22 protein-coding genes and 3 tRNA genes are annotated in these 26,327 nt (G+C 58.3%); 24 read left to right on the forward strand and 1 reads right to left on the reverse strand.

Going from position 1 to position 26,327, the window contains the following annotated elements:
• Window positions 1-68 precede the first annotated feature (68 nt).
• The 7 genes from dnaK to ACOYXG_RS03445 all read left to right on the forward strand — a co-directional run bounded on the left by dnaK (window position 69) and on the right by ACOYXG_RS03445 (window position 9,871).
• Complete coding sequence (gene dnaK / locus ACOYXG_RS03415; RefSeq protein WP_003221521.1) at window positions 69-1,985, forward strand: molecular chaperone DnaK; 1,917 nt, start codon at window positions 69-71, stop codon at window positions 1,983-1,985.
• A 297-nt stretch (window positions 1,986-2,282) separates the two neighbouring features.
• Window positions 2,283-3,407, forward strand: coding sequence for a molecular chaperone DnaJ (dnaJ, locus tag ACOYXG_RS03420; RefSeq protein ID WP_003221522.1), 1,125 nt, complete (start codon window positions 2,283-2,285; stop codon window positions 3,405-3,407).
• Between the two features lie 9 nt (window positions 3,408-3,416).
• Window positions 3,417-4,223, forward strand: coding sequence for a 4-hydroxy-tetrahydrodipicolinate reductase (gene dapB, locus ACOYXG_RS03425; protein WP_003221523.1), 807 nt, complete (start codon window positions 3,417-3,419; stop codon window positions 4,221-4,223).
• 257 nt (window positions 4,224-4,480) lie between these two features.
• On the forward strand, window positions 4,481-5,617 hold the full coding sequence (gene carA, locus ACOYXG_RS03430; protein WP_097090471.1) for a glutamine-hydrolyzing carbamoyl-phosphate synthase small subunit: 1,137 nt from the start codon (window positions 4,481-4,483) through the stop codon (window positions 5,615-5,617).
• A 126-nt stretch (window positions 5,618-5,743) separates the two neighbouring features.
• Window positions 5,744-8,965 (forward strand): carbamoyl-phosphate synthase large subunit, encoded by a 3,222-nt coding sequence (gene carB / locus ACOYXG_RS03435; protein ID WP_007961429.1) that lies wholly within the window; start codon window positions 5,744-5,746, stop codon window positions 8,963-8,965.
• Window positions 8,962-9,438, forward strand: a complete 477-nt coding sequence (gene greA, locus ACOYXG_RS03440) for a transcription elongation factor GreA (protein WP_003221530.1) — start codon at window positions 8,962-8,964, stop codon at window positions 9,436-9,438. Before carB ends, greA begins: the two co-directional genes overlap by 4 nt.
• A gap of 28 nt (window positions 9,439-9,466) precedes the next feature.
• Window positions 9,467-9,871: an MFS transporter gene (locus tag ACOYXG_RS03445; RefSeq protein ID WP_247267938.1), complete on the forward strand. Its 405-nt coding sequence runs from the start codon at window positions 9,467-9,469 to the stop codon at window positions 9,869-9,871.
• Between the two features lie 9 nt (window positions 9,872-9,880).
• On the opposite strand, the gene ACOYXG_RS03450 is transcribed toward ACOYXG_RS03445, so the two are convergent.
• The gene (locus ACOYXG_RS03450) at window positions 9,881-10,189 is read right to left on the reverse strand and encodes a YhbY family RNA-binding protein (RefSeq protein WP_003221534.1); all 309 of its coding nucleotides are present in this window, start codon (window positions 10,187-10,189) and stop codon (window positions 9,881-9,883) included.
• A gap of 101 nt (window positions 10,190-10,290) precedes the next feature.
• Here ACOYXG_RS03450 and rlmE point away from each other — a divergent pair, with 101 nt between their 5' ends.
• The 17 genes from rlmE to ACOYXG_RS03535 all read left to right on the forward strand — a co-directional run bounded on the left by rlmE (window position 10,291) and on the right by ACOYXG_RS03535 (window position 26,310).
• Complete coding sequence (gene rlmE, locus ACOYXG_RS03455; protein ID WP_003221536.1) at window positions 10,291-10,920, forward strand: 23S rRNA (uridine(2552)-2'-O)-methyltransferase RlmE; 630 nt, start codon at window positions 10,291-10,293, stop codon at window positions 10,918-10,920.
• Between the two features lie 202 nt (window positions 10,921-11,122).
• Window positions 11,123-13,030, forward strand: a complete 1,908-nt coding sequence (gene ftsH / locus ACOYXG_RS03460; RefSeq protein ID WP_027610779.1) for an ATP-dependent zinc metalloprotease FtsH — start codon at window positions 11,123-11,125, stop codon at window positions 13,028-13,030.
• Window positions 13,031-13,038: 8 nt separating this feature from the next.
• Window positions 13,039-13,890, forward strand: a complete 852-nt coding sequence (folP, locus tag ACOYXG_RS03465) for a dihydropteroate synthase (RefSeq protein ID WP_027610780.1) — start codon at window positions 13,039-13,041, stop codon at window positions 13,888-13,890.
• 16 nt (window positions 13,891-13,906) lie between these two features.
• Window positions 13,907-15,244 carry a phosphoglucosamine mutase gene (gene glmM, locus ACOYXG_RS03470; RefSeq protein ID WP_460355924.1) on the forward strand — a complete coding sequence of 446 codons (1,338 nt, stop codon included), beginning with the start codon at window positions 13,907-13,909 and terminating at the stop codon, window positions 15,242-15,244.
• A 65-nt stretch (window positions 15,245-15,309) separates the two neighbouring features.
• A complete protein-coding gene (gene tpiA, locus ACOYXG_RS03475; RefSeq protein WP_008088336.1) occupies window positions 15,310-16,065 on the forward strand; it encodes a triose-phosphate isomerase in 756 nt (251 codons plus the stop codon).
• 4 nt (window positions 16,066-16,069) lie between these two features.
• The gene (gene secG / locus ACOYXG_RS03480; protein WP_027610782.1) at window positions 16,070-16,456 is read left to right on the forward strand and encodes a preprotein translocase subunit SecG; all 387 of its coding nucleotides are present in this window, start codon (window positions 16,070-16,072) and stop codon (window positions 16,454-16,456) included.
• Between the two features lie 22 nt (window positions 16,457-16,478).
• A tRNA-Leu gene (locus ACOYXG_RS03485) sits at window positions 16,479-16,564 on the forward strand.
• Window positions 16,565-16,661: 97 nt separating this feature from the next.
• Window positions 16,662-16,738 (forward strand) — tRNA-Met (locus ACOYXG_RS03490).
• A 138-nt stretch (window positions 16,739-16,876) separates the two neighbouring features.
• The gene (gene rimP / locus ACOYXG_RS03495) at window positions 16,877-17,335 is read left to right on the forward strand and encodes a ribosome maturation factor RimP (protein ID WP_007915250.1); all 459 of its coding nucleotides are present in this window, start codon (window positions 16,877-16,879) and stop codon (window positions 17,333-17,335) included.
• Window positions 17,336-17,382: 47 nt separating this feature from the next.
• The gene (nusA, locus tag ACOYXG_RS03500; protein WP_003221546.1) at window positions 17,383-18,864 is read left to right on the forward strand and encodes a transcription termination factor NusA; all 1,482 of its coding nucleotides are present in this window, start codon (window positions 17,383-17,385) and stop codon (window positions 18,862-18,864) included.
• A 27-nt stretch (window positions 18,865-18,891) separates the two neighbouring features.
• On the forward strand, window positions 18,892-21,411 hold the full coding sequence (gene infB / locus ACOYXG_RS03505) for a translation initiation factor IF-2 (protein ID WP_027610783.1): 2,520 nt from the start codon (window positions 18,892-18,894) through the stop codon (window positions 21,409-21,411).
• A gap of 160 nt (window positions 21,412-21,571) precedes the next feature.
• Window positions 21,572-21,970: a 30S ribosome-binding factor RbfA gene (rbfA, locus tag ACOYXG_RS03510; protein ID WP_047597925.1), complete on the forward strand. Its 399-nt coding sequence runs from the start codon at window positions 21,572-21,574 to the stop codon at window positions 21,968-21,970.
• A 4-nt stretch (window positions 21,971-21,974) separates the two neighbouring features.
• Entirely contained in the window at window positions 21,975-22,892 is a 918-nt protein-coding gene (gene truB, locus ACOYXG_RS03515; RefSeq protein ID WP_460355929.1) for a tRNA pseudouridine(55) synthase TruB, read from the forward strand.
• A 115-nt stretch (window positions 22,893-23,007) separates the two neighbouring features.
• A complete protein-coding gene (gene rpsO / locus ACOYXG_RS03520; protein ID WP_003221553.1) occupies window positions 23,008-23,277 on the forward strand; it encodes a 30S ribosomal protein S15 in 270 nt (89 codons plus the stop codon).
• A 193-nt stretch (window positions 23,278-23,470) separates the two neighbouring features.
• Entirely contained in the window at window positions 23,471-25,576 is a 2,106-nt protein-coding gene (pnp, locus tag ACOYXG_RS03525) for a polyribonucleotide nucleotidyltransferase (RefSeq protein WP_007961443.1), read from the forward strand.
• A 129-nt stretch (window positions 25,577-25,705) separates the two neighbouring features.
• Window positions 25,706-25,781: transfer RNA gene (locus ACOYXG_RS03530), tRNA-Thr, on the forward strand.
• A 229-nt stretch (window positions 25,782-26,010) separates the two neighbouring features.
• Complete coding sequence (locus ACOYXG_RS03535; RefSeq protein WP_027610784.1) at window positions 26,011-26,310, forward strand: DUF6388 family protein; 300 nt, start codon at window positions 26,011-26,013, stop codon at window positions 26,308-26,310.
• The last annotated feature ends 17 nt before the right edge of the window (window positions 26,311-26,327 follow it).

A 26,327-nucleotide genomic window follows, 5' to 3' on the forward strand; every position in this document is an offset into this window, starting at 1 on the left:
GTTTAAGTATTACCGCAGTTAGCCACCACTGCTGCGGCAACAAAATCCAAAGTTTCGGGAGAGTGAACATGGGCAAAATTATCGGTATCGACCTGGGGACTACCAACTCCTGCGTCTCCGTGCTGGAAAACGGCGTAGCCAAAGTTATCGAAAACGCCGAAGGCGCGCGTACCACGCCGTCGATCATCGCTTACGCCAACGATGGTGAAATCCTCGTTGGTCAGTCGGCCAAGCGTCAGGCAGTGACCAACCCGCACAACACCCTGTACGCGGTGAAGCGTCTGATCGGTCGCAAGTTCGACGAAGAAGTCGTACAGAAAGACATCAAGATGGTCCCGTACAAAATCGCCAAGGCTGACAACGGCGACGCCTGGGTTGAAGTGAACGGCCAGAAAATGGCGCCGCCACAAATCTCGGCCGAAATTCTGAAGAAGATGAAGAAGACCGCCGAAGACTACCTCGGCGAGCCCGTGACCGAAGCGGTAATCACCGTTCCGGCCTACTTCAACGACAGCCAGCGTCAGGCGACCAAAGACGCCGGCCGCATCGCCGGTCTGGACGTTAAACGTATCATCAACGAACCAACCGCAGCGGCTCTGGCTTACGGTATGGACAAGGCCAAGGGCGATCACACCGTGATCGTTTATGACCTGGGTGGCGGTACTTTCGACGTTTCCGTGATCGAGATCGCTGAAGTTGACGGCGAGCACCAGTTCGAAGTGTTGGCCACCAACGGTGACACCTTCCTCGGCGGTGAAGACTTCGACATTCGTCTGATCGACTACCTCGTTGACGAATTCAAGAAAGAAAGCGGCATGAACCTCAAAGGTGACCCGCTGGCCATGCAGCGCCTGAAAGAAGCCGCTGAGAAAGCCAAGATCGAGCTGTCGTCCGCTCAGTCGACCGACGTCAACCTGCCGTACATCACTGCAGACGCTACCGGTCCTAAGCACCTGAACGTGAAGATTTCGCGTGCCAAGCTCGAAGCACTGGTTGAAGACCTGGTTCAGCGCACCATCGAGCCTTGCCGTATCGCTATGAAAGACGCCGGTATCGACGTTGGCGCGATCAACGACGTGATTCTGGTCGGCGGTCAGACCCGTATGCCGCTGGTACAGAAGCTGGTGACCGATTTCTTCGGTAAAGAAGCACGTAAAGACGTGAACCCGGACGAAGCGGTTGCCATGGGTGCTGCGATCCAGGGCGCCGTTCTGGCCGGTGACGTGAAAGACGTTCTGCTGCTCGACGTCAGCCCGCTGACCCTGGGTATCGAAACCATGGGTGGCGTGATGACCGCGCTGATCGAGAAAAACACCACGATTCCTACCAAGAAATCGCAAGTGTTCTCGACTGCCGACGACAACCAGGGCGCTGTGACCATTCACGTTCTGCAAGGTGAGCGTAAGCAAGCCGCACAGAACAAGTCCCTGGGCAAGTTCGACCTGGCCGACATTCCACCAGCTCCACGTGGCGTGCCGCAGATCGAAGTGACCTTCGACATCGACGCTAACGGCATCCTGCACGTTGGTGCGAAAGACAAGGCGACCGGTAAAGAGCAGAAGATCACCATCAAGGCCAACTCCGGTCTGTCGGATGAAGAAATTCAGAAGATGGTTCGCGATGCCGAGCTGAACGCCGAGGAAGACCGCAAGTTCGCTGAACTGGCTGAATCCCGTAACAAGGGTGATGCACTGGTTCACTCGACTCGCAAAATGGTTACCGAAGCGGGCGACAAGGTCAGCGCTGAAGAGAAGACCGCGATCGAAGCCGCTGTGGTTGCACTGGAAGCCGCTGTGAAAGGCGACGACAAGGCTGCCATCGAAGCGAAGATCGAAGAGCTGTCGAAAGTCTCGGCTCCGGTCGCTCAGAAGATGTACGCCGAACAGGCTCAGCCTGCTGAAGGCGCGGCGCCGCACGACGAGAAAGCTGAAAAGGCTGACGATGTTGTCGATGCCGAGTTCGAAGAAGTCAAAGACCACAAGTAAGTTGTTGGTCGACCGGTTGACTGCCTTGCGGCGGTGACTGGTAGGATGTCGCCGCGCGGGAGCTTGCTCCCGCGTTGGCGTATCTGGAATACACGAATTTTTACAGCATGCGACAAGGTTCGCCTGCTGCTGGTATGGCCGGGAATGCTCCTGCTTTTCGCGCCGCAAGTACCAAATGAAACAAAGACCAGGATCGTTGAATTGACGTGAGTTGGGTCCGGGCCTGTATTGGGGCTCAACGAGTTTGGCCATCCTCAGGAGGGGTTTGCCGAACGTCCTCAAGAGTGCAAAAGACTTATGGCAAAGCGTGACTATTACGAAGTATTGGGTGTTGAGCGCGGTTCAAGCGATGCAGACCTGAAGAAGGCCTATCGTCGTCTGGCGATGAAGCATCACCCGGACCGTAATCCCGATGACAAAGCGTCGGAAGAACTGTTCAAAGAGGCCAACGAGGCCTACGAAGTATTGTCCGATTCGAGCAAGCGCGCGGCGTACGACCAGTACGGTCATGCTGGCGTCGACCCAAGCATGGGTGGCGGTGGCGCCGGTTTCGGCGGGCAGAACTTCTCCGACATCTTTGGCGATGTCTTCAGTGACTTCTTCGGTGGCGGTCGCGGCGGTTCCCGTGGTGGCGCCCAGCGTGGCAGCGATCTGCGCTATACCTTGGAGCTGAATCTGGAAGAAGCGGTGCGCGGCACTACCGTGAATATCCGCGTACCGACACTGGTCAATTGCAAGCCATGCGATGGTTCCGGCGCGAAGAAAGGCTCGTCGCCATCGACCTGCCCGACCTGCGGCGGCATCGGTCAGGTGCGCATGCAGCAGGGCTTCTTCTCGGTGCAGCAGACCTGCCCGCGTTGCCATGGCCAGGGCAAGATCATTTCCGATCCGTGCGACTCCTGCCACGGCGACGGTCGTGTCGAAGAGTACAAAACACTGTCGGTCAAAGTGCCGGCTGGCGTCGATACCGGTGACCGCATTCGTCTGTCCGGCGAAGGCGAGGCGGGTACTCAAGGTGGCCCGACTGGCGACCTGTACGTGGTGATCAACGTGCGCGAGCACGACATCTTCCAGCGCGATGGCAAGCACTTGTTCTGCGAAGTGCCGATCAGCTTCGTGGATGCGGCGCTCGGCGGCGAACTGGAAATCCCGACCCTCGACGGTCGCGTCAAACTGAAAATCCCTGAAGGCACCCAGACCGGCAAGCAGTTCCGTGTACGCGGCAAAGGCGTGGCGCCCGTGCGGGGCGGTGGTGCGGGCGACTTGATGTGCCGTGTAGCGGTGGAGACCCCGGTCAATCTGAATCGTCGTCAGCGCGAATTGCTCGAAGAATTCCGCAGCTCGCTGGCGGATGACAACAGCCACTCGCCAAAAACCACCGGTTGGTTCGATGGTGTGAAGCGCTTCTTCGGCGATCTGTAAGGAGTCGGCATGCGACGTATAGCTGTGATGGGCGCCGCCGGGCGCATGGGCAAGATTCTGGTCGAGGCCGTGCAGCAGCGCGCGCCGCTGACCGGCCTGACCGCGGCGATCGTTCGTCCCGGCAGTACGCTGATCGGGGTGGATGCCGGTGAGCTGGCTTCGCTGGGTCGCATCGGTGTGCCGTTGTCCGGCAATCTCGAATCGGTGGCTGAAGAGTTCGATGTACTGATCGATTTCACCCTGCCGGAAGTCATGCTGAAAAACCTCGCGTTCTGCCGCAAGGCCGGCAAGGCCATGGTCATCGGCACCACCGGGCTCGACGCTGCGCAAAAGCAGCTGCTGGCCGAGGCGGGCAAGGATATTCCGATCGTGTTCGCGGCCAACTTCAGTGTTGGGGTCAATCTGTCGCTGAAGCTGCTCGAAATGACCGCCCGGGTGCTGGGCGACGATGCCGACATCGAAATCATCGAGGCGCATCACCGGCACAAGATCGATGCGCCTTCGGGCACGGCGCTGCGCATGGGTGAAGTGATCGCCGATGCGCTGGATCGTGATCTGCAGAAGGTTGCGGTCTATGGCCGTGAAGGCCATACCGGCGCGCGAGAGCGGGAAACCATCGGTTTCGCTACCGTGCGTGGTGGTGATGTGGTTGGCGATCACACCGTGCTGTTCGCCTGTGAGGGCGAGCGCCTGGAGATCACGCACAAGGCTTCCAGTCGCATGACATTCGCCAAGGGTGCTGTGCGTGCGGCGTTGTGGCTGGATGGTCGCGAGCCGGGTCTGTACGACATGCAGGACGTGCTCGACCTGCATTGATTGACTGTTTTACCCAGCGCAAACGCCCGGTTTGCGCTGGTTTTTCTACACCGCGCGACGGCCTGTCGCATTCTCCGGCCTTTTAGGCTCTTTAGCGGTGGACCAAAAAAGCCTTTTTCTGTAAGCTACAGCTTTAGTGTGTCCACTAAAAGCGCGCAGAATAATTCAGTGAAGAAGCGGGGTGACGTGTCCATACGTCACTCCGCTTTTTTACAACCTGCGATTGCCCTTTCATGCGTTATTTACGGGAGGTCTTCTTGACTAAGCCAGCCATACTCGCCCTTGCTGATGGCAGCATTTTTCGCGGCGAAGCCATTGGAGCCGACGGTCAAACCGTTGGTGAGGTGGTGTTCAACACCGCAATGACCGGCTATCAGGAAATCCTTACCGATCCTTCCTACGCCCAGCAGATCGTTACCCTGACTTACCCGCACATCGGCAACACCGGCACCACGCCGGAAGACGCCGAGTCCGACCGCGTATGGTCCGCTGGCCTGGTCATCCGTGACCTGCCGCTGGTAGCGAGCAACTGGCGTAACACGATGTCCCTGTCCGACTACCTGAAAGCCAACAACGTTGTGGCAATCGCTGGTATCGATACTCGTCGCCTGACCCGCATCCTGCGTGAAAAAGGCGCACAGAACGGCTGCATCATGGCCGGCGACAACATCTCCGAAGAAGCTGCAATTGCCGCCGCGCAAGGCTTCCCGGGCCTGAAGGGCATGGATCTGGCAAAAGTCGTCAGCACCAAGGAAAAGTACGAATGGCGCTCAACTGTCTGGGAGCTGAAGACCGACAGCCACGCGACCATCGATGCCTCCGAGCTGCCATACCACGTGGTTGCCTACGACTACGGCGTCAAACTGAACATCCTGCGCATGCTGGTCGAGCGCGGCTGCCGCGTGACCGTGGTGCCGGCGCAAACCCCGGCTGCCGATGTGCTGGCACTCAAGCCGGACGGCGTGTTCCTGTCCAACGGCCCTGGTGACCCGGAGCCTTGCGACTACGCGATCAAGGCGATCAAGGAAGTGCTGGAAACCGAAATTCCGGTATTCGGTATCTGCCTCGGTCACCAGCTGCTGGCTCTGGCCTCCGGCGCCAAGACCCTGAAAATGGGTCACGGCCACCACGGTGCCAACCACCCGGTACAGGATCTGGACACTGGCGTCGTGATGATCACCAGCCAGAACCACGGTTTCGCGGTTGACGAAGCGACCCTGCCAACCAACGTGCGTGCGATTCACAAATCGCTGTTCGACGGCACCCTGCAAGGCATCGAGCGCACCGACAAGAGCGCGTTCAGCTTCCAGGGCCACCCTGAAGCGAGCCCGGGCCCGAACGATGTGGCGCCCCTGTTCGACCGCTTCATCAACGAGATGGCCAAGCGACGCTAAGCGTTCGCCTTGAGACTGTAGCGAGAAGCCCTCGAGGGCGGCCCCGACACCGGTGGCGCCCCTCAGGGCTTCAGAAATCGATCAAGACGGCTTGCCGACTGACCTGCGGATTTGAGTGACAAACCCATGCCAAAACGTACAGACATTAAAAGCATCCTGATTCTCGGCGCTGGCCCGATCGTTATCGGCCAGGCCTGCGAATTCGACTACTCCGGCGCCCAGGCCTGCAAAGCCCTGCGCGAAGAGGGTTACCGCGTCATCCTGGTGAACTCCAACCCGGCCACCATCATGACCGACCCGGACATGGCCGACGCGACCTACATCGAGCCGATCAAATGGCAGACCGTGGCCAAGATCATCGAAAAAGAGCGTCCGGATGCCGTGCTGCCAACCATGGGCGGCCAGACTGCTCTGAACTGCGCCCTGGACCTGGAGCGCGAAGGCGTTCTGGAAAAGTTCGGCGTGGAAATGATCGGCGCCAACGCCGACACCATCGACAAGGCTGAAGACCGTTCGCGTTTCGACAAGGCCATGAAGTCGATCGGCCTGGAATGCCCGCGTTCCGGTATCGCCCACAGCATGGAAGAAGCCAACGCCGTCCTCGAGCGTCTGGGTTTCCCGTGCATCATCCGTCCGTCCTTCACCATGGGTGGCACTGGTGGCGGTATCGCGTACAACCGTGAAGAGTTCGAAGAAATCTGCGCCCGCGGTCTGGACCTGTCGCCGACCAAAGAGCTGCTGATCGACGAATCGCTGATCGGCTGGAAAGAATACGAAATGGAAGTTGTCCGCGACAAAAAGGACAACTGCATCATCGTCTGCTCGATCGAAAACTTCGACCCGATGGGCGTGCACACCGGTGACTCGATCACTGTGGCTCCGGCACAGACCCTGACCGACAAGGAATACCAGATCCTGCGTAACGCCTCGCTGGCGGTACTGCGCGAGATCGGCGTCGAGACCGGCGGTTCCAACGTGCAGTTCGGCATCTGCCCGGACACCGGCCGCATGGTCGTGATCGAGATGAACCCGCGTGTATCGCGCTCCTCGGCACTGGCTTCGAAAGCCACCGGTTTCCCGATCGCCAAAGTCGCGGCCAAGCTGGCTGTGGGCTACACCCTCGACGAACTGTCGAACGACATCACCGGCGGCAAGACCCCGGCGTCCTTCGAACCGTCGATCGATTACGTCGTGACCAAGCTGCCACGTTTCGCTTTCGAGAAATTCGCCAACGCTGACGCACGCCTGACCACTCAAATGAAGTCGGTCGGCGAAGTCATGGCCATCGGCCGGACCTTCCAGGAATCCCTGCAGAAAGCCCTGCGCGGTCTGGAAGTCGGTGTCTGCGGTCTGGACGAGAAGCTCGACCTGAGCAATCCGGAAAGCATGAGCATCCTCAAGCGCGAGCTGACCGTGCCGGGCGCCGAGCGTATCTGGTACGTGGCGGACGCCTTCCGCGCCGGCATGACCGTCGAAGACATCTTCGGCATGAACATGATCGACCCGTGGTTCCTGGTACAGATCGAAGATCTGATCAAGGACGAAGAGAAGGTCAAGACCCTCGGTCTGTCCGCCATCGACCGCGACCTGATGTTCAAGCTCAAGCGCAAAGGCTTCTCCGATCAGCGTCTGGCCAAGCTGCTGGGTGTGACCGAGAAGAACCTGCGTACTCACCGTCAAAAACTGGAAGTGTTCCCGGTCTACAAGCGCGTTGACACCTGCGCTGCCGAGTTCGCCACCGACACCGCGTACCTCTACTCGACGTACGAGGAAGAGTGCGAAGCCGCGCCGTCCGGTCGCGACAAGATCATGATTCTGGGTGGCGGTCCGAACCGTATCGGCCAGGGCATCGAGTTCGACTACTGCTGCGTACACGCCGCCCTCGCACTGCGCGAAGACGGCTACGAAACCATCATGGTCAACTGCAACCCGGAAACCGTTTCCACCGACTACGACACTTCCGACCGTCTGTACTTCGAGCCGGTAACCCTGGAAGACGTGCTGGAAATCTGCCGCGTCGAGAAGCCGAAAGGCGTAATCGTCCAGTACGGGGGCCAGACGCCGCTGAAACTGGCGCGTGCCCTCGAAGCCGCTGGCGTGCCGATCATCGGTACCAGCCCTGATGCGATCGACCGTGCCGAAGACCGTGAGCGCTTCCAGCAAATGGTTGAGCGCCTGAACCTGCGTCAGCCGCCAAACGCCACCGTGCGCAGCGAAGACGAAGCCGTTCGCGCTGCCGCGAAAATCGGTTATCCGCTGGTGGTTCGCCCGTCCTACGTACTGGGCGGCCGCGCGATGGAAATCGTTTACAAGGAAGACGAACTCAAGCGCTACCTGCGTGACGCGGTGCAAGTGTCCAACGACAGCCCGGTGCTGCTCGACCACTTCCTCAACTGCGCCATCGAGATGGACGTAGATGCGGTCTGCGACGGCAAAGACGTGGTGATCGGCGCGATCATGCAGCACATCGAACAGGCGGGCGTTCACTCCGGTGACTCCGCGTGCTCGCTGCCGCCGTACTCGCTGCCGGCACACATCCAGGACGAGATGCGCGAACAGGTCAAGAAAATGGCCCTGGAACTGGGCGTTGTCGGCCTGATGAACGTGCAACTGGCGCTGCAGGGCGAAGACATCTACGTCATCGAAGTCAACCCGCGCGCTTCGCGTACCGTGCCGTTCGTGTCCAAGTGCATCGGTGTTTCCCTGGCAATGATCGCTGCTCGCGTCATGGCCGGTAAGACCCTGAAGGAAATCGGCTTCACCAAGGAAATCATCCCGAACTTCTACAGCGTGAAAGAGGCGGTGTTCCCGTTCGCCAAATTCCCTGGTGTTGACCCGATCCTCGGCCCAGAGATGAAGTCCACCGGTGAAGTGATGGGCGTCGGCGACACCTTCGGTGAAGCATTCGCCAAGGCCCAGATGGGCGCCAGCGAAGTGCTGCCGACCGGCGGTACCGCGTTCATCAGCGTGCGTGACGATGACAAGCCGCTGGTTGCAGGCGTGGCCCGTGATCTGATCAACTTGGGCTTCGAAGTGGTCGCCACTGCCGGCACTGCCAAGCTGATCGAAGCTGCAGGCCTGAAAGTGCGCCGTGTGAACAAGGTGACCGAGGGGCGTCCGCACGTGGTCGATATGATCAAGAATGACGAAGTCACTCTGATCATCAACACCACCGAAGGCCGTCAGTCGATCGCTGATTCCTACTCCATTCGTCGTAATGCCCTGCAGCACAAGATCTACTGCACCACCACCATTGCTGCGGGCGAAGCTATCTGCGAAGCGCTGAAGTTCGGTCCCGAGAAGACCGTGCGCCGCTTGCAGGATCTACACGCAGGATTGAAGGCATGATCAAATACCCAATGACCGTCCAGGGCGCGAAAGCCCTGGAAGAAGAACACGCTCACCTGACCAAGGTCGTTCGTCCAAAGCTCAGCCAGGACATCGGTACCGCTCGCGAGTTGGGTGACCTGAAGGAAAACGCTGAATACCATGCCGCCCGCGAACAGCAAGGCATGGTCGAGGCGCGGATCCGTGACATCGAAGGCCGGATTCAGAATCAGGTCATCATCGACGTCACGACTATCCCGCACACCGGCAAAGTGATCTTCGGTACTACCGTCGAAATCGCCAACGTCGAGACTGATGAGAGCGTCACTTACCACATCGTGGGTGAGGATGAGGCTGACTTCAAACTCGGCAAGATTTCGGTCGGCTCACCATTGGCCCGTGCCTTGATCGGCAAGGAAGAGGGTGATGTGGTTGCCGTGAAAACGCCGAGTGGCGTTATCGAGTACGAGATTGTCGAAGTCCGTCACATCTGAAGGCAGGCGCCCGCTACGTGCGGGCGCCATGCTTTGGCAGCTGACCCAGATGTTGTGGGTCGGCGGCTTCTGGTTGATACATCTCGGTTTGCGACCGGTGTTGGGCAAGATTGGCCTGGCACCGTTGCTGATCGATGAAGTTGCCGATGCATTCGAAGTGCCGGTGGCGGGTTTTGCCGCGGCATGCGTGATTTTTCAGGCTTTGGTGCTGGTACAGGCCGATGGCCTTGCCAGTCTATGGCGGGATTTTCGCGGGCAGGTGTTGCTGATGGCGTTGTATGCGTGTGCGATGTTTATTGCAGTGCGTGTCGGCTGGCCGCAAGCGCAGCGCTGGCAGGAGTTCAGTTTTCTGGTGTTGGGCTTCTCCGGTGTGGTGTTGGTGTTGCAACCGCTGCCGGGATGGAGTGGCAGGGTGCGCGAAGCACACCCTTGACCCTTGTCATCACTTGAAGCGATGAACGTTCGACAGCTGCTTGTTGACGCTGAAGTTCTTGCGATAAACCAGTGCCATCTTGCCGATGACCTGAACCAGGTCAGCCTTGCCGACCTTGCACAACTCTGCAATGTGCGCCAGGCGCGACTCGCGATCGAGGATGTTGAGCTTGATCTTGATCAGCTCGTGATCCGCCAGTGCGCGTTCGAGTTCGGCTAATACACCTTCAGTCAGACCGTTGTCCGCCACCGTCAAAACCGGCTTCAGGTGGTGGCCAATGGATTTGTACTGTTTCTTCTGCTCTGGAGTGAGCGGCATAATCTGACCCTTTCGTCTGGATTCTGTAAAATGGCGGCCATTTTACCCGAGGGTTCGTGGATCCGCCCAATTAATCACGACCCTAATCATCGAGGTGCCCAATGGCGCGTTCCAAGACAAGCCTTGGTTGGCTGAAACGACATGTCAACGATCCTTATGTGAAGCAGGCGCAGAAGGATGGCTACCGTTCGCGTGCAAGTTACAAGCTTCTGGAGATCCAGGAGAAATACAAGCTGATCCGTTCCGGCATGAGCGTTGTCGACCTGGGCGCAGCGCCCGGCGGCTGGTCGCAGGTCACCAGCCGGCTGATTGGCGGTCAGGGGCGTCTGATCGCTTCGGACATTCTGGAAATGGACAGCATTCCGGACGTGACCTTCATTCAAGGGGACTTCACCGAAGACGAAGTGCTTGCGCGGATTCTTGAGGCTGTGGGTAATTCGCAGGTGGACCTTGTGATTTCCGATATGGCCCCCAATATGAGTGGTACGCCTGAAGTGGATATGCCGAAAGCCATGTTCCTTTGCGAACTGGCGCTTGATCTGGCGGAACGGATACTCAAGCCGGGTGGCAATTTCGTGATCAAGATCTTTCAGGGTGAAGGTTTCGATGTTTACCTGAAGGATGCTCGCAAGAAATTCGACAAGATCCAGATGATCAAGCCGGATTCTTCTCGAGGCAGCTCCCGCGAGCAATATATGCTGGCTTGGGGTTACCGCGGTGGTAACGAGTAAAACGAGGTTTTTTGCCGGGGCGATAGGTTTTTCGTATTTTGCCCCGCGTGCATAAGCGAATATTGTGTAGAAAGTGTTTCACAAAGGGTTACAGACGGCGCCTGCCAGAGTTGTAGGTAATGTAGTAAGTTAGGCCGGTGAATATCATGCGAAGCGCGCGCCAGTAGCGGAGCTTGCTTCAGAGGGTAGTTAATTGAACGATATGGCAAAGAATCTGATCCTGTGGTTGATCATCGCGGCAGTCCTCGTGACGGTGATGAACAACTTCTCCAGCCCTAACGAGCCGCAGACCCTCAACTATTCCGACTTCATCCAGCAGGTCAAGGATGGCAAGGTCGAGCGCGTAGCCGTTGACGGCTATGTGATTACCGGCAAGCGCAACGATGGCGACAGCTTCAAGACCATTCGTCCGGCGATCCAGGACAATGGCCTGATCGGCGACCTGGTCGACAACCACGTTGTGGTTGAGGGCAAGCAGCCTGAACAGCAAAGCATCTGGACTCAACTCCTGGTGGCGAGCTTCCCGATCCTGGTGATCATCGCGGTGTTCATGTTCTTCATGCGCCAGATGCAGGGCGGTGCTGGCGGCAAGGGCGGACCGATGAGCTTCGGCAAGAGCAAGGCACGCCTGCTTTCCGAAGATCAGGTGAAAACCACCCTGGCTGACGTTGCAGGTTGCGACGAAGCCAAGGAAGAGGTCGGCGAACTGGTTGAGTTCCTGCGTGATCCGGGCAAGTTTCAGCGCCTGGGTGGTCGTATTCCTCGCGGCGTATTGATGGTCGGCCCTCCGGGTACCGGTAAAACCTTGCTGGCCAAGGCGATTGCCGGCGAAGCGAAGGTTCCGTTCTTCACTATTTCCGGTTCCGACTTCGTTGAAATGTTCGTGGGTGTTGGCGCAAGCCGCGTTCGCGACATGTTCGAGCAGGCCAAGAAGCATGCGCCGTGCATCATCTTCATCGACGAAATCGACGCCGTCGGTCGCCACCGTGGCGCCGGCATGGGCGGCGGTCACGACGAGCGTGAGCAGACTCTCAACCAGTTGCTGGTAGAGATGGATGGCTTTGAAATGAATGACGGCATCATCGTGATCGCCGCTACCAACCGTCCTGACGTACTCGACCCTGCGCTGCTGCGTCCGGGCCGTTTCGACCGTCAGGTCGTTGTAGGTTTGCCGGATATCCGTGGTCGCGAGCAGATCCTCAAGGTTCACATGCGCAAAGTGCCAATGGGTGACGACGTTGCCCCGGCCGTTATCGCACGTGGTACCCCGGGCTTCTCTGGTGCCGATCTGGCCAACCTGGTCAACGAAGCGTCGCTGTTCGCTGCACGCAGCGGCAAGCGCATCGTCGAAATGAAAGAGTTCGAACTGGCCAAAGACAAGATCATGATGGGCGCCGAGCGCAAATCGATGGTCATGTCCGAGAAAGAGAAGCAGAACACCGCTTATCACGAAGCGGGTCACGCTATTGTCGGTCGCGTCGTACCTGAGCATGATCCGGTCTACAAGGTTTCGATCATTCCACGTGGTCGTGCGCTGGGTGTGACCATGTTCCTGCCGGAAGAAGATCGCTACAGCCTGTCCAAACGTGCGTTGATCAGTCAGATCTGCTCGCTGTACGGTGGCCGTATCGCCGAAGAAATGACCCTTGGTTTCGACGGTGTGACCACCGGCGCTTCCAACGACATCATGCGTGCCAGTCAGATTGCGCGGAACATGGTGACCAAGTGGGGTCTGTCGGAAAAGCTCGGTCCGCTGATGTACGCCGAAGAAGAGGGTGAAGTGTTCCTCGGTCGCGGTGGTGGCGGTCAGAATGCAAGTTTCTCCGGTGAGACTGCCAAGCTGATCGACTCCGAAGTGCGCAGCATCATTGACCAGTGCTACGGCACGGCCAAGCAGATCCTCACGGACAACCGTGACAAGCTGGATGCCATGGCTGATGCGCTGATGAAGTACGAAACCATCGATGCCGAGCAGATCGACGACATCATGGCGGGTCGTACGCCTCGCGAACCGCGTGACTGGACCGGTGGCACGGGTACGCCCCCGCCTCCAGTGATTCAGGATGAGCGCCCGGAAACACCGATCGGCGGTCCGGCTGCTGACGTTTAAGGTTTGAAATGACTTCTGTACAGTCCCTGACCCGGTTGCCTTGCGGCAATCGGGTTCTTGATTTGGCCCAGACGCATGTCATGGGTATTCTCAATGTCACTCCCGATTCCTTTTCCGACGGTGGCCGGTACAACCAGCTCGACGTGGCCTTGCGTCACGCCGAAGCCATGGTGGCTGCTGGTGCGACGCTGATCGATGTCGGCGGCGAATCGACCCGGCCTGGCGCTCGAGCGGTTTCGCCGTTGGAGGAGTTGGAACGCGTAGCTCCGATCGTGGAGTTGATCAATCGCGAGCTGGATGTAGTCATCTCGGTCGATACTTCGACGCCAGCGGTGATGCGTGAAACGGCGCGCCTGGGTGCCGGGTTGATCAATGATGTGCGCTCGCTGCGCCGCGATGGCGCGCTGGATGCCGCAGCCGCGACCGGGTTGCCGGTCTGCCTGATGCACATGCTCGGCGAGCCGGGTGACATGCAGGACAATCCGCACTATCAGGACGTTACCCGGGAAGTGGGTGAGTTTCTGGCAGAGCGCATGACTCAATGCGCGGCGGCGGGTATTCCTGCCGAACGGATCATTCTTGATCCCGGTTTCGGTTTCGCGAAAACCCTGCAGCACAATCTAAGCTTGTTCAAGCATATGGAAGCCCTGCATGCGCTGGGGCGTCCGCTATTGGTCGGTGTCTCACGCAAAAGCATGATCGGCCACGCATTGAACCGCCCCGTGGGTGAGCGTCTTTATGGTGGTCTGGCTCTCGCAGCACTCGCGTCGGTTAAAGGAGCGCGTATATTGCGCGTCCATGATGTGGCGGAAACGGTAGACGTGGTGCGCATGCTCGCGGCCGTGGAATCAGCCGAATAAGAATGATGGAGCACTTATGAGCAAGAAATACTTTGGTACTGACGGTATTCGTGGTCGTGTCGGTGAATATCCGATCACTCCTGACTTCATGCTTAAGCTCGGCTGGGCGGCGGGCATGGCCTTTCGCAAGATGGGCGCCTGCAAGGTGCTGGTCGGCAAGGACACGCGCATCTCTGGCTACATGTTCGAATCGGCACTTGAAGCAGGCCTGACCTCGGCTGGTGCGGACGTGATGCTGCTCGGTCCGATGCCGACGCCGGCCATTGCTTATCTGGCGCGCACGTTCCAGGCTGAAGCCGGGATCGTGATCAGTGCTTCGCACAATCCGCATGACGATAACGGCATCAAGTTTTTCTCCGGCAAGGGCACAAAGCTGCCTGATGAGCTGGAGCTGATGATCGAAGAGCTGCTCGATACCCCAATGACTGTGGTTGAGTCGAGCAAGATCGGCAAGGTGTCGCGCATCAATGACGCCTCCGGCCGCTACATCGAATTCTGCAAAAGCAGTGTGCCGACCGGTACCAGCTTTTCCGGTTTGAAGATCGTGATCGATTGTGCGCACGGTGCGACCTACAAGGTTGCTCCGAGTGTGTTCCGTGAGCTGGGTGCTGAAGTGGTCGTGCTGTCGGCGCAGCCCAACGGTCTGAACATCAATGACAATTGCGGCTCGACCCATATGGGTCAGCTGCAGGCCGCGGTTCTGGCCGAGCACGCTGATCTGGGCATCGCCTTTGATGGTGACGGTGATCGGGTGTTGATGGTTGATCACACTGGCGCCATCGTTGATGGTGATGAGTTGCTGTTCATCATTGCGCGCGATCTGCACGGGCGGGGCAAATTGCAGGGCGGCGTAGTCGGTACGCTGATGAGCAACCTGGGTCTTGAACTCGCGCTGGCAGAGCTCTCGATACCATTCATTCGTGCCAATGTCGGTGACCGTTATGTGATCGCCGAACTGCTGGAGCGCGACTGGCTGGTAGGCGGTGAAAACTCGGGGCATATCGTCTGCTTCAATCACACCACCACCGGTGATGCGATCATTGCTGCGCTCCAGGTGCTGATGGCACTGAAGGCCCGCAATGAAGGTCTTGCGCAAACGCGTCAGGCCTTGCGCAAGTGTCCTCAGGTGCTGATCAATGTGCGTTTTGGTGGCGGTGAAAGTCCGCTTGAGCATCCGGCGGTCAAGGAAGCCAGTGCGCGTGTCACCCAGGCAATGGCGGGGCGTGGCCGGGTACTTCTGCGCAAGTCCGGTACAGAGCCTTTGGTGCGTGTGATGGTCGAAGGTGAGGATGAAACTCAGGTTCGCAGCTACGCCGAAGAACTGGCACAACTGGTAAGTGAAGTTTCTGCCTGATTCGGCTTGCCAGCCATGATTGTGTTGGGTAACATCTGCGCCCACTTTGACCGACGAGGTACAGCATGCGTCGCCCTATGGTAGCTGGTAACTGGAAGATGCACGGTACCCGCGCCAGCGTCGCTGAGCTGATCAACGGCCTTCGTCATCTGGCCTTGCCAAGCGGTGTTGATGTCGCGGTATTCCCGCCTTGCTTGCATATCAATCAAGTGATTGATGGCTTGAAAGGCAAATCGATTTCGGTCGGTGCGCAGAATTCTGCGGTGGAATCCATGCAAGGTGCATTGACCGGTGAAATTGCACCGAGTCAGTTGGTGGATGCAGGTTGTTCCCTGGTGCTTGTCGGGCACTCCGAACGCCGCCAGATAATGGGCGAGCGAGACGGGATGCTGAATCGCAAGTTCGCAGCGGCACAGGCATGTGGCTTGATTCCGGTGTTGTGTGTAGGGGAAACCCTCGAGCAGCGCGAAGCCGGAAAAACTCTTGAAGTTGTCGGGCGTCAGCTGGGCAGCATCATCGAGGAGCTGGGTGTTGGTGCCTTTGCCAAGGCAGTCATTGCTTACGAGCCTGTCTGGGCCATTGGTACCGGACTGACTGCAACGCCGCAACAGGCTCAGGATGTGCATAAAGCCATTCGCGAGCAGTTGGCGGCAGAGAATTCTGAAGTCGCACGAGGTGTGCGGCTTCTATACGGCGGCAGCGTGAAGGCGGCCAATGCGGTCGAACTGTTCGGCATGCCGGATATCGATGGGGGGCTCATTGGTGGAGCTTCCCTGAATGCAGATGAGTTCGGTGCGATTTGTCGCGCCGCGGGAAACTGAAAAAATGCTGGAAACAGTCGTAGTCGTTTTTCATCTGCTGGGTGCATTGGGCGTAGTTGCTCTGGTTTTGCTGCAGCAGGGTAAGGGTGCGGACGCTGGCGCGTCTTTCGGAGCAGGTGCTTCAAATACTGTGTTCGGAAGCCAAGGTTCCTCTACCTTTCTTAGTAAGTTTACTGCTATACTTGCCGCCGGTTTCTTCATAACCAGCTTGGGGTTAGGTTACTTTGCTAAAGAGAAGGCTCATCAGCTGACTCAAGCAGGTTTGCCAGATCCAGCAGTGTTGGAAGTACCTAAGCAACAACAACCGGCTTCTGATGATGTCCCGGTGCTTCAAGAGCAAAAGTCGGCTACTCCAGCGACTGACGTACCTCCAGCTCAAGAGCAGAAGTAAGAAGGGTTTCAAACGTAGTTTTGCCGAGGTGGTGGAATTGGTAGACACGCAACCTTGAGGTGGTTGTGCCCATAGGGTGTAGGGGTTCGAGTCCCCTTCTCGGTACCAATTAGTCAGGAGAGCCCGCTGTTGCGGGCTTTCTTGCAGGTGGAAGGTTACATTGACCCTATAAGGGATCGGTCGTATACTTCCGCCCCAGCTTTGTCGCGGGGTGGAGCAGTCTGGTAGCTCGTCGGGCTCATAACCCGAAGGTCGTCGGTTCAAATCCGGCCCCCGCAACCAGTTTAAGGAGCCCCTTTTCAGGGGCTTTTTGTTAGCTGGACACTTTCTACGCCGATGTTCGACGGCGTTTCAAGGATGGGCGTTTCGCCCATTTTTTTATTTTGCAGCGCATGCATTTACATGCACGAGGGGGTTCAGGTGTCGAGCAAGCTAGAAGAGTTGCAGGCCTTGTTGGCCCCGGTGGTCGTGGCCCTAGGCTATGAATGCTGGGGTATCGAGTTTTCGGCTCAAGGTCGTCACTCGATGTTGCGCGTTTATATCGATAAAGAGGGTGGCGTGCTGGTGGACGATTGCGCCATTGTCAGCCGTCAGATCAGCGGTGTCCTGGATGTTGAAGATCCGATCTCCGTTGAATACACCCTCGAAGTTTCCTCGCCTGGCATGGAACGCCCACTGTTCACTCTTGAGCAGTTTGCAAAATTTGCCGGTGAACAAGTGAAGATCAAGCTGCGCTCGCCTTTTGAAGGTCGACGCAACTTTCAGGGCCTTCTGCGCGGTGTAGAAGAACAGGATGTCGTGGTGCAGGTAGATGACCATGAATTCCTGTTGCCGATCGATATGATCGACAAGGCCAACATTATTCCCAGTTTTGACTGAGACGCGGATCCCGCGGATCCAATGGCTTGCGAAAGGCGAGGCGTACGATGAGCAAAGAAGTACTGCTGGTTGTTGAGTCGGTATCCAATGAAAAGGGCGTACCGGCAAGCGTGATTTTTGAAGCGCTGGAGCTGGCTCTGGCCACTGCTACCAAAAAGCGTTTTGAAGACGAAGTTGACCTGCGTGTGGAAATTAATCGCCACACCGGTTCCTACGAGACTTTCCGTCGCTGGACAGTCGTCGAAGAGAATGATCTCGACGATCCTGCGATCGAAACCTGGCCAAGCAAGGTTGCCGAAACGCATCCGGGCGCCAAGGTCGGCGACGTCGTCGAAGAAAAGATCGAATCCATCGAGTTCGGCCGCATTGCAGCACAGACCGCCAAACAGGTCATCGTGCAGAAAGTGCGTGAAGCCGAGCGCGCTCAAGTGGTCGACGCCTATCGCGAGCGCCTGGGAGAAATCATCTCCGGCACCGTGAAGAAAGTCACCCGCGACAATGTGATCGTCGATCTGGGCAACAACGCCGAAGCGTTGCTGGCCCGTGAAGACATCATTTCTCGCGAAACCTTCCGTGTCGGTGTGCGTCTGCGTGCACTGCTCAAGGAAATCCGCACCGAGAACCGCGGCCCGCAGCTGATCCTGTCGCGTACCGCGCCGGAAATGCTGATCGAGCTGTTCCGTATCGAAGTGCCGGAAATCGCTGAAGGCCTGATCGAAGTCATGGCGGCGTCCCGTGATCCGGGTTCGCGTGCCAAGATCGCTGTCCGTTCCAAGGACAAACGCATCGACCCGCAGGGCGCGTGCATCGGTATGCGCGGTTCGCGCGTCCAGGCCGTGTCGGGCGAGTTGGGTGGCGAGCGTGTCGATATCGTCCTGTGGGACGATAACCCGGCGCAGTTCGTGATCAATGCCATGTCGCCGGCAGAAGTGGCGGCCATTATCGTTGACGAGGATGCCCATGCAATGGACATCGCCGTTGGCGCAGACAATCTGGCTCAGGCCATCGGTCGAGGTGGTCAGAACGTGCGTCTGGCGAGCCAGTTGACTGGCTGGACCCTGAACGTGATGACCGAATCGGACATCCAGGCTAAGCAGCAAGCAGAAACCGGCGACATCCTGCGCAACTTCATCGACGAGCTGGAAGTCGACGAAGAACTGGCTCAGGTGCTGGTAGATGAAGGCTTCACCAGCCTGGAAGAGATTGCCTACGTACCGTTGGAAGAAATGCTCAACATCGACGGCTTTGACGAAGATATCGTCAACGAGCTTCGCGCTCGTGCCAAGGATCGTTTGTTGACCAAAGCCATCGCTACTGAGGAAAAGCTGGCAGACGCCCATCCGGCCGAAGACCTGCTCTCGCTTGAGGGTATGGACAAGGATTTGGCGATGGAACTGGCGGTGCGCGGCGTAATTACCCGCGAAGACCTGGCCGAGCAGTCTATTGACGACCTGCTCGACATCGACGGCATTGACGATGATCGTGCCGGCAAGTTGATCATGGCCGCCCGAGCCCACTGGTTCGAGTAATTAGGCGCGGCCTGAGGAGAGAAGTGCATGACGCAAGTCACGGTGAAACAACTGGCCGATGAGGTCAAAACACCGGTAGAGCGCCTGTTGCAGCAGATGCGTGAGGCAGGTCTGCCGCACACCGCCGCCGAAGAAAATGTGACTGACAGTGAGAAGCAATCCCTGCTGACTCACTTGAAGAGCAGCCACAAGGCGAAAGTGGAAGAACCACGCAAGATCACGCTGCAGCGTAAAACCACCAGCACCCTGCGTGTGGCTGGTAGCAAGAGCATCAGCGTTGAAGTTCGCAAGAAGAAAGTTTTCGTACAGCGTAGCCCGGAAGAAATCGAAGCCGAGCGCAAGCGTGAACTGGAAGAGCGTCGCGCAGTAGAAAATGCTGCTCGTCAGAAGGCTGAAGAAGAAGCCAAGCAGCGCGCTGAAGAAGAAGCGCGTCGCCAGCCTGCTGCTGCGCCGTCCGCTCCTGCCGAAGCTGTTGCAGCACCTGCGCCAGTCGCTGAACCAGTGCGCGACGCCGCGCCGGTTGCTGCTGCGCCGGCTGCCGACACTCGCAAGCGTGACGAACAGCGCCGTCCGGACAAGCCACGTGCCGACGATAACAATCGTCGCGGCGGTGGTGGCGATGGCGAGCGCAAAAACGCTCCGCATCGCGCATCGGTCAAAGAAAAAGCGCCGGCTCCACGTGTGGCGCCACGCACTACCGACGAAGAAAGCGATGGCTTCCGTCGTGGTGGTCGCGGCAAGGCCAAGCTGAAAAAACGCAACGCTCACGGTTTCCAGAACCCTACCGGTCCTGTCGTGCGTGAAGTGAAGATCGGCGAGACCATCACTGTTGGCGATCTCGCTCAGCAGATGTCGGTCAAGGCTGCTGAAATCATCAAGTTCATGTTCAAACTGGGCACTCCAGCGACCATCAACCAGGTACTCGATCAGGAAACTGCTCAACTGGTAGCTGAAGAGCTGGGCCACAAAGTGACCCTGGTCAGCGACACCGCCCTGGAAGATTCCCTGGCCGAGTCCCTGAAGTTTGAAGGTGAGGCAGTTTCCCGTGCGCCAGTCGTGACCGTAATGGGCCACGTTGACCACGGTAAGACTTCCCTGCTCGACTACATCCGTCGTGCCAAGGTAGCAGCGGGCGAAGCCGGCGGCATTACCCAGCACATCGGTGCGTACCACGTTGAAACCGACCGCGGCATGGTGACGTTCCTCGATACCCCTGGTCACGCTGCGTTTACCGCAATGCGTGCCCGTGGTGCCAAGGCGACCGACATCGTGATCCTGGTGGTTGCGGCGGACGACGGCGTGATGCCGCAAACCATCGAGGCTGTTCAGCACGCTCAGGCGGCTGGCGTTCCTCTGGTGGTTGCGGTGAACAAGATCGATAAGCCGGGTGCCGACCTCGATCGCATCCGCAGCGAACTGTCGGTTCACGGCGTGACCTCCGAAGACTGGGGCGGCGACACTCCATTCGTACCGGTCTCGGCGAAAATGGGTACCGGCGTTGACGAGCTGCTCGAAGCGGTTCTGCTGCAGGCCGAAGTACTCGAACTGACCGCCACTCCATCGGCTCCTGGCCGTGGTGTAGTCGTCGAATCGCGTCTGGACAAGGGCCGTGGCCCGGTAGCCACTGTTCTGGTTCAGGACGGTACGCTGCGTCAAGGCGACATGGTGCTGGTCGGCTCGAACTATGGCCGCGTGCGCGCCATGCTCGACGAGAACGGCAAGCCGATCAAGGAAGCAGGTCCGGCCATTCCGGTCGAGATCCTGGGTCTTGACGGTACGCCGGACGCTGGCGACGAGATGAGCGTGGTTGCCGACGAGAAGAAAGCCCGTGAAGTGGCTCTGTTCCGTCAAGGCAAGTTCCGCGAAGTCAAACTGGCTCGCGCTCACGCCGGCAAGCTGGAAAACATCTTCGAAAACATGGGCCAGGAAGAGAAGAAGACGCTCAACATCGTCCTCAAATCCGACGTCCGTGGTTCGCTGGAAGCTTTGCAGGGCGCTCTGAACGGCCTGGGCAACGACGAAGTGCAAGTGCGCGTAGTCGGTGGCGGTGTCGGTGGTATCACCGAATCCGACGCCAACCTGGCACTGGCTTCCAACGCTGTACTGTTCGGCTTCAACGTGCGTGCCGATGCTGGCGCACGGAAGATCGTCGAGCAGGAAGGTCTGGACATGCGTTACTACAACGTGATCTACGACATCATCGAAGACGTCAAGAAAGCCCTGACCGGCATGCTCGGCAGCGATGTTCGCGAGAACATCCTGGGTGTGGCCGAAGTGCGTGATGTGTTCCGTTCGCCGAAGTTTGGCGCGATCGCCGGTTGCATGGTGATCGAAGGTGTTGTGCACCGTAACCGTCCGATCCGTGTACTGCGTGAAGACATCGTTATCTTCGAAGGCGAGCTGGAATCCCTGCGCCGCTTCAAGGATGACGCTTCCGAAGTACGTGCCGGCATGGAATGCGGTATCGGCGTGAAGAGCTACAACGACGTCAAAGTCGGTGACAAGATCGAAGTCTTCGAGAAGGTTCAGGTTGCTCGCAGCCTCTGACTCGCGCACTTCAAGGGCCACGCCGAGCCGCCGCATGCAGATGCGCGCCACGGCGTCAGGACTCTAAACGCAACGCCCGGTCTGGCTTTTGTCAGGCCGGGCGTTTGCCGCTTTCAGACCTTGCGGGTTTCACCGTGGGGCAGTAACAGGTAACAAAATCATGGCAAAAGAATACAGCCGTACCCAACGTATCGGCGATCAGATGCAGCGTGAGCTGGCCCAGCTGATCCGTCGTGAAGTCAAAGATCCGCGCGTCGGCCTGGTCACCATTACCGCTGTGGAAGTCAGCCGTGACGTCGGTCACGCGAAGATCTTCATCACCGTGATGGGGCAGGACAACGCTGAAGACATCGCGCAAAGCATCAAGGTGCTCAACGCTGCCGCAGGTTTCCTGCGCATGCAGCTGGCCCGTGAAATGAAGCTGCGCAGCGTGCCGCAATTGCACTTCCACTACGACGAAAGCGTCGTGCGTGGCGCGCATCTGTCGGCCCTGATCGAGCGCGCCGTGGCTGAGGACAATCAGCACGTGGTCGCTGCACCTGAAGACACCAAGGAGTAATTCGGTGGCTCAGGTCAAACGTATCCGTCGTAACGTCAGCGGTATCATCCTGCTCGACAAGCCTCTGGGGTTCACCTCCAACGCCGCGTTGCAGAAGGTTCGCTGGTTGCTCAACGCCGAGAAGGCCGGTCACACCGGCAGTCTCGACCCGCTGGCCACCGGTGTCTTGCCGCTGTGCTTTGGTGAGGCAACGAAGTTCTCGCAATACCTGCTCGATTCCGACAAGGGTTACGAAACCCTGGCGCAACTGGGCAAGACCACTACCACGGCGGACGCCGAGGGTGAGGTTTTGCAGGAGCGCCCGGTGACCGTTGGTCGCGCCGATGTCGAAGCGGTTCTGCCGAAATTTCGTGGGCAAATCAGTCAGATACCGCCGATGTACTCGGCACTCAAGCGTGACGGTCAGCCGCTGTACAAGCTGGCCCGTGCAGGCGAAGTAGTGGAGCGCGAACCGCGTTCTGTTACTATTGCGCGCTTGGAATTGCTGGCCTTCGAAGGCGATACTGCGCGTCTTGCGGTGGATTGCAGCAAGGGCACCTATATCCGCACCCTGGTGGAGGATATCGGTGAGCAACTCGGTTGTGGTGCGTACGTCGCAGAACTGCGTCGTACCCAGGCCGGGCCTTTCACCCTGGCGCAGACCGTGACCCTCGAAGAGCTGGAAGCGGTACATGCCGAAGGCGGCAACGAAGCGGTCGACCGCTTCCTGATGCCATCGGACAGCGGCCTGCAGGGTTGGCCGCTGCTGCACTTCTCCGAAGCGAGTGCGTTCTACTGGCTCAACGGCCAGCCGGTACGTGCCCCGGATGCTCCGAAGTTCGGCATGGTACGGGTACAGGATCACAATGGTCGCTTCATCGGTATCGGTGAAGTGAGCGAAGACGGGCGCATCGCGCCGCGTCGACTGATTCGGTCAGAATGACCGAACGAGTGTGGCTGTTAACAGGCACGGTCACTACTCATTTATAGATACAGGGATTTGTCCCTGGCCTGTTGAAACTGTTTTTGAAACAGTTTCCTGATAAAAGGATTGCCTCATGGCTCTCGACGTTCAAGAAAAAGCTCAAATCGTTGCCGACTACCAGCAAGCTGTTGGTGATACTGGTTCGCCAGAAGTGCAAGTTGCACTGCTGACCGCCAACATCAACAAACTGCAAGGTCACTTCAAGGCCAACGGTAAAGACCACCACTCCCGTCGTGGTCTGATCCGCATGGTAAACCAGCGTCGCAAGCTGCTGGATTACCTGAAAGGCAAAGATCTGAGCCGTTACAGCGCTCTGATCGGCCGCCTGGGTCTGCGTCGCTAATCAGCGATTGCGCTATGAGGTTGGTTGTCTGTCAGGCATCAGCGGTTTTCCGTTGGTGGCTGGCAGGCTCCCAGCCTCAAGTTTTATCTGCACTACCGTTTTACCCGGACAGTCAGCGGGCCGATTCCCGACATTGCCCAAGAATTTCGCAAGAAACCAGTTCCCCCAAGAGCCACAAAGAAGGTAGGACACCGTGAACCCGGTAATCAAAAAATTCCAGTTCGGTCAGTCGACCGTTACCCTCGAGACTGGCCGTATCGCCCGTCAGGCCTCCGGCGCAGTATTGGTCACCGTTGACGACGACGTCAGCGTATTGGTGACCGTAGTCGGTGCCAAGCAAGCCGATCCAGGCAAGGGCTTCTTCCCTCTGTCCGTTCACTACCAGGAAAAGACTTACGCTGCCGGTAAGATCCCTGGCGGTTTCTTCAAGCGTGAAGGCCGTCCTTCCGAGAAAGAAACCCTGACTTCCCGACTGATCGACCGTCCGATCCGTCCGCTGTTCCCGGAAGGCTTCATGAACGAAGTGCAGGTTGTCTGCACCGTCGTTTCCACCAGCAAGAAGACCGATCCGGACATCGCTGCGATGATCGGTACCTCGGCTGCCCTGGCCATCTCGGGCATTCCGTTCGACGGCCCGATCGGCGCCGCTCGCGTCGCTTTCCACGAAAGCACCGGCTACCTGCTGAACCCGACCTACGAGCAGCAAGCTGCTTCGAGCCTGGACATGGTCGTTGCCGGCACCTCCGACGCCGTACTGATGGTTGAATCGGAAGCCAAAGAGCTGACCGAAGACCAGATGCTGGGCGCGGTACTGTTTGCTCACGACGAGTTCCAGGTGGTGATCAACGCCGTCAAAGAACTGGCCGCTGAAGCTGCCAAGCCAACCTGGACCTGGGCTCCTGCTCCAGAAGCCACCGAACTGCTGGGCGCGATCCGTGCCGAGTTCGGCGAAGCGATCTCCCAGGCTTACACCATCACCGTCAAGGCTGACCGCTACGCACGTCTGGGCGAGCTGAAAGACCAGGTCGTTGCCAAGCTGTCCGGCGAAGAAGGCCAGCCTTCTGCTGCTGACGTCAAAGCCGCTTTCGGCGAAATCGAATACCGCACCGTTCGCGAAAACATCGTTAACGGCAAGCCACGTATCGACGGCCGCGACACCCGCACCGTACGTCCGCTGAACATCGAAGTCGGCGTTCTGCCGAAGACTCACGGTTCGGCGCTGTTCACCCGTGGCGAAACCCAGGCTCTGGTAGTCGCGACGCTGGGTACCGCCCGTGATGCACAGCTGCTGGACACCCTGGAAGGCGAGAAAAAAGACCCGTTCATGCTGCACTACAACTTCCCTCCGTTCTCGGTGGGCGAGTGCGGTCGCATGGGTGGTGCCGGTCGTCGTGAAATCGGTCACGGCCGTCTGGCCCGTCGTTCGGTTTCGGCCATGCTGCCAGCCGCTGACGTGTTCCCGTACACCATCCGTGTGGTTTCGGAAATCACCGAATCCAACGGTTCGAGCTCGATGGCTTCCGTTTGCGGCGCTTCCCTGGCCCTGATGGACGCTGGTGTGCCAATGAAGGCTCCGGTTGCCGGTATCGCCATGGGTCTGGTTAAAGAAGGCGAGAAGTTCGCCGTCCTGACCGACATCCTCGGTGACGAAGACCACCTGGGCGACATGGACTTCAAAGTAGCCGGTACCGCCAAAGGCGTTACTGCGCTGCAGATGGACATCAAGATCAAGGGCATCACCGAAGAGATCATGGAAATCGCTCTGGGCCAAGCCCTGGAAGCGCGCCTGAACATCCTCGGCCAGATGAACCAGATCATCGGCCAGTCGCGTACCGAACTGTCGGCCAATGCTCCGACCATGATCGCGATGAAGATCGACACCGACAAGATCCGTGACGTTATCGGTAAAGGTGGCGCGACCATCCGTGCGATCTGCGAAGAAACCAAGGCTTCGATCGACATCGAAGACGACGGCTCGATCAAGATCTTCGGCGAAACCAAGGATGCCGCAGAGGCTGCTCGTCAGCGCGTTCTGAGCATCACTGCAGAAGCCGAGATCGGCAAGATCTACGTCGGCAAGGTTGAACGCATCGTCGACTTCGGCGCATTCGTCAACATCCTGCCGGGCAAGGACGGTCTGGTGCACATCTCGATGCTGAGCGACGCTCGCGTAGAGAAAGTCACCGACATCCTGAAAGAAGGCCAGGAAGTGGAAGTGCTGGTACTGGACGTGGACAACCGCGGCCGTATCAAGCTGTCCATCAAAGACGTGGCAGCGGCCAAGGCTTCGGGCGTTTAATCAGCCCACAGCTTTAGCGCAATGAAAATGCCCCGCCGTGAAAACGGCGGGGCATTTTTTTGTCTGCGAAATACCGGGACAGGCTTTGAAGTTGCCGGACTTCAAGACCGGTGCTAGGTTTAGCCCACCGCCCGTGTAGCTCAGCCGGTAGAGCAGCGCACTCGTAACGCGAAGGTCGCAGGTTCGATTCCTGTCTCGGGCACCATCCCCTCGCGCAATCCCGCGATTTGTATCTCCCAGGTCAAAGTTTTTGTGCGAGAGATGTAAAGAGCCGTGTAATTCGTCATGCAAACGTCCTATATTCGGTGCCTGCATGAGCATCGCTTAGCAGTTTTCAGATGATCCCGAATGGTTCCGAAGGCCGGACAATCCGCGTCAGAGAGATCCTTGATGATCCAGATCCATCCTCCATTCTTACGATCAGCGAGAACGCCATGACCGAATTAACTCAAGAGCAACGTCACGCACTAGCGCTGGAAAAATACATTCAGGACGTCCCGGACCTGAAAGAAGAGATCAAGGACCTGAGTCCTGATGATCAGAAAGACCAGATCCAGTGGGCGTTCGAGGACGAAGCCGAAGCCCAGGGCTTGCAGCCGTGGGAGCTGACGCTCAAGTACACCAGCACCCCTGAAGAGTTTGAGGCCAAGCGCCTGGAGCTGCACAAGGAGGCGGCCGAGGTGTTGGGCGTCGAGTGGGATGAATACTGCGAGATGAACAATCTGGTGGTCTGAAACAAAAACGCCAGCCT

Source organism: Pseudomonas sp. G3-39, assembly GCF_054790485.1.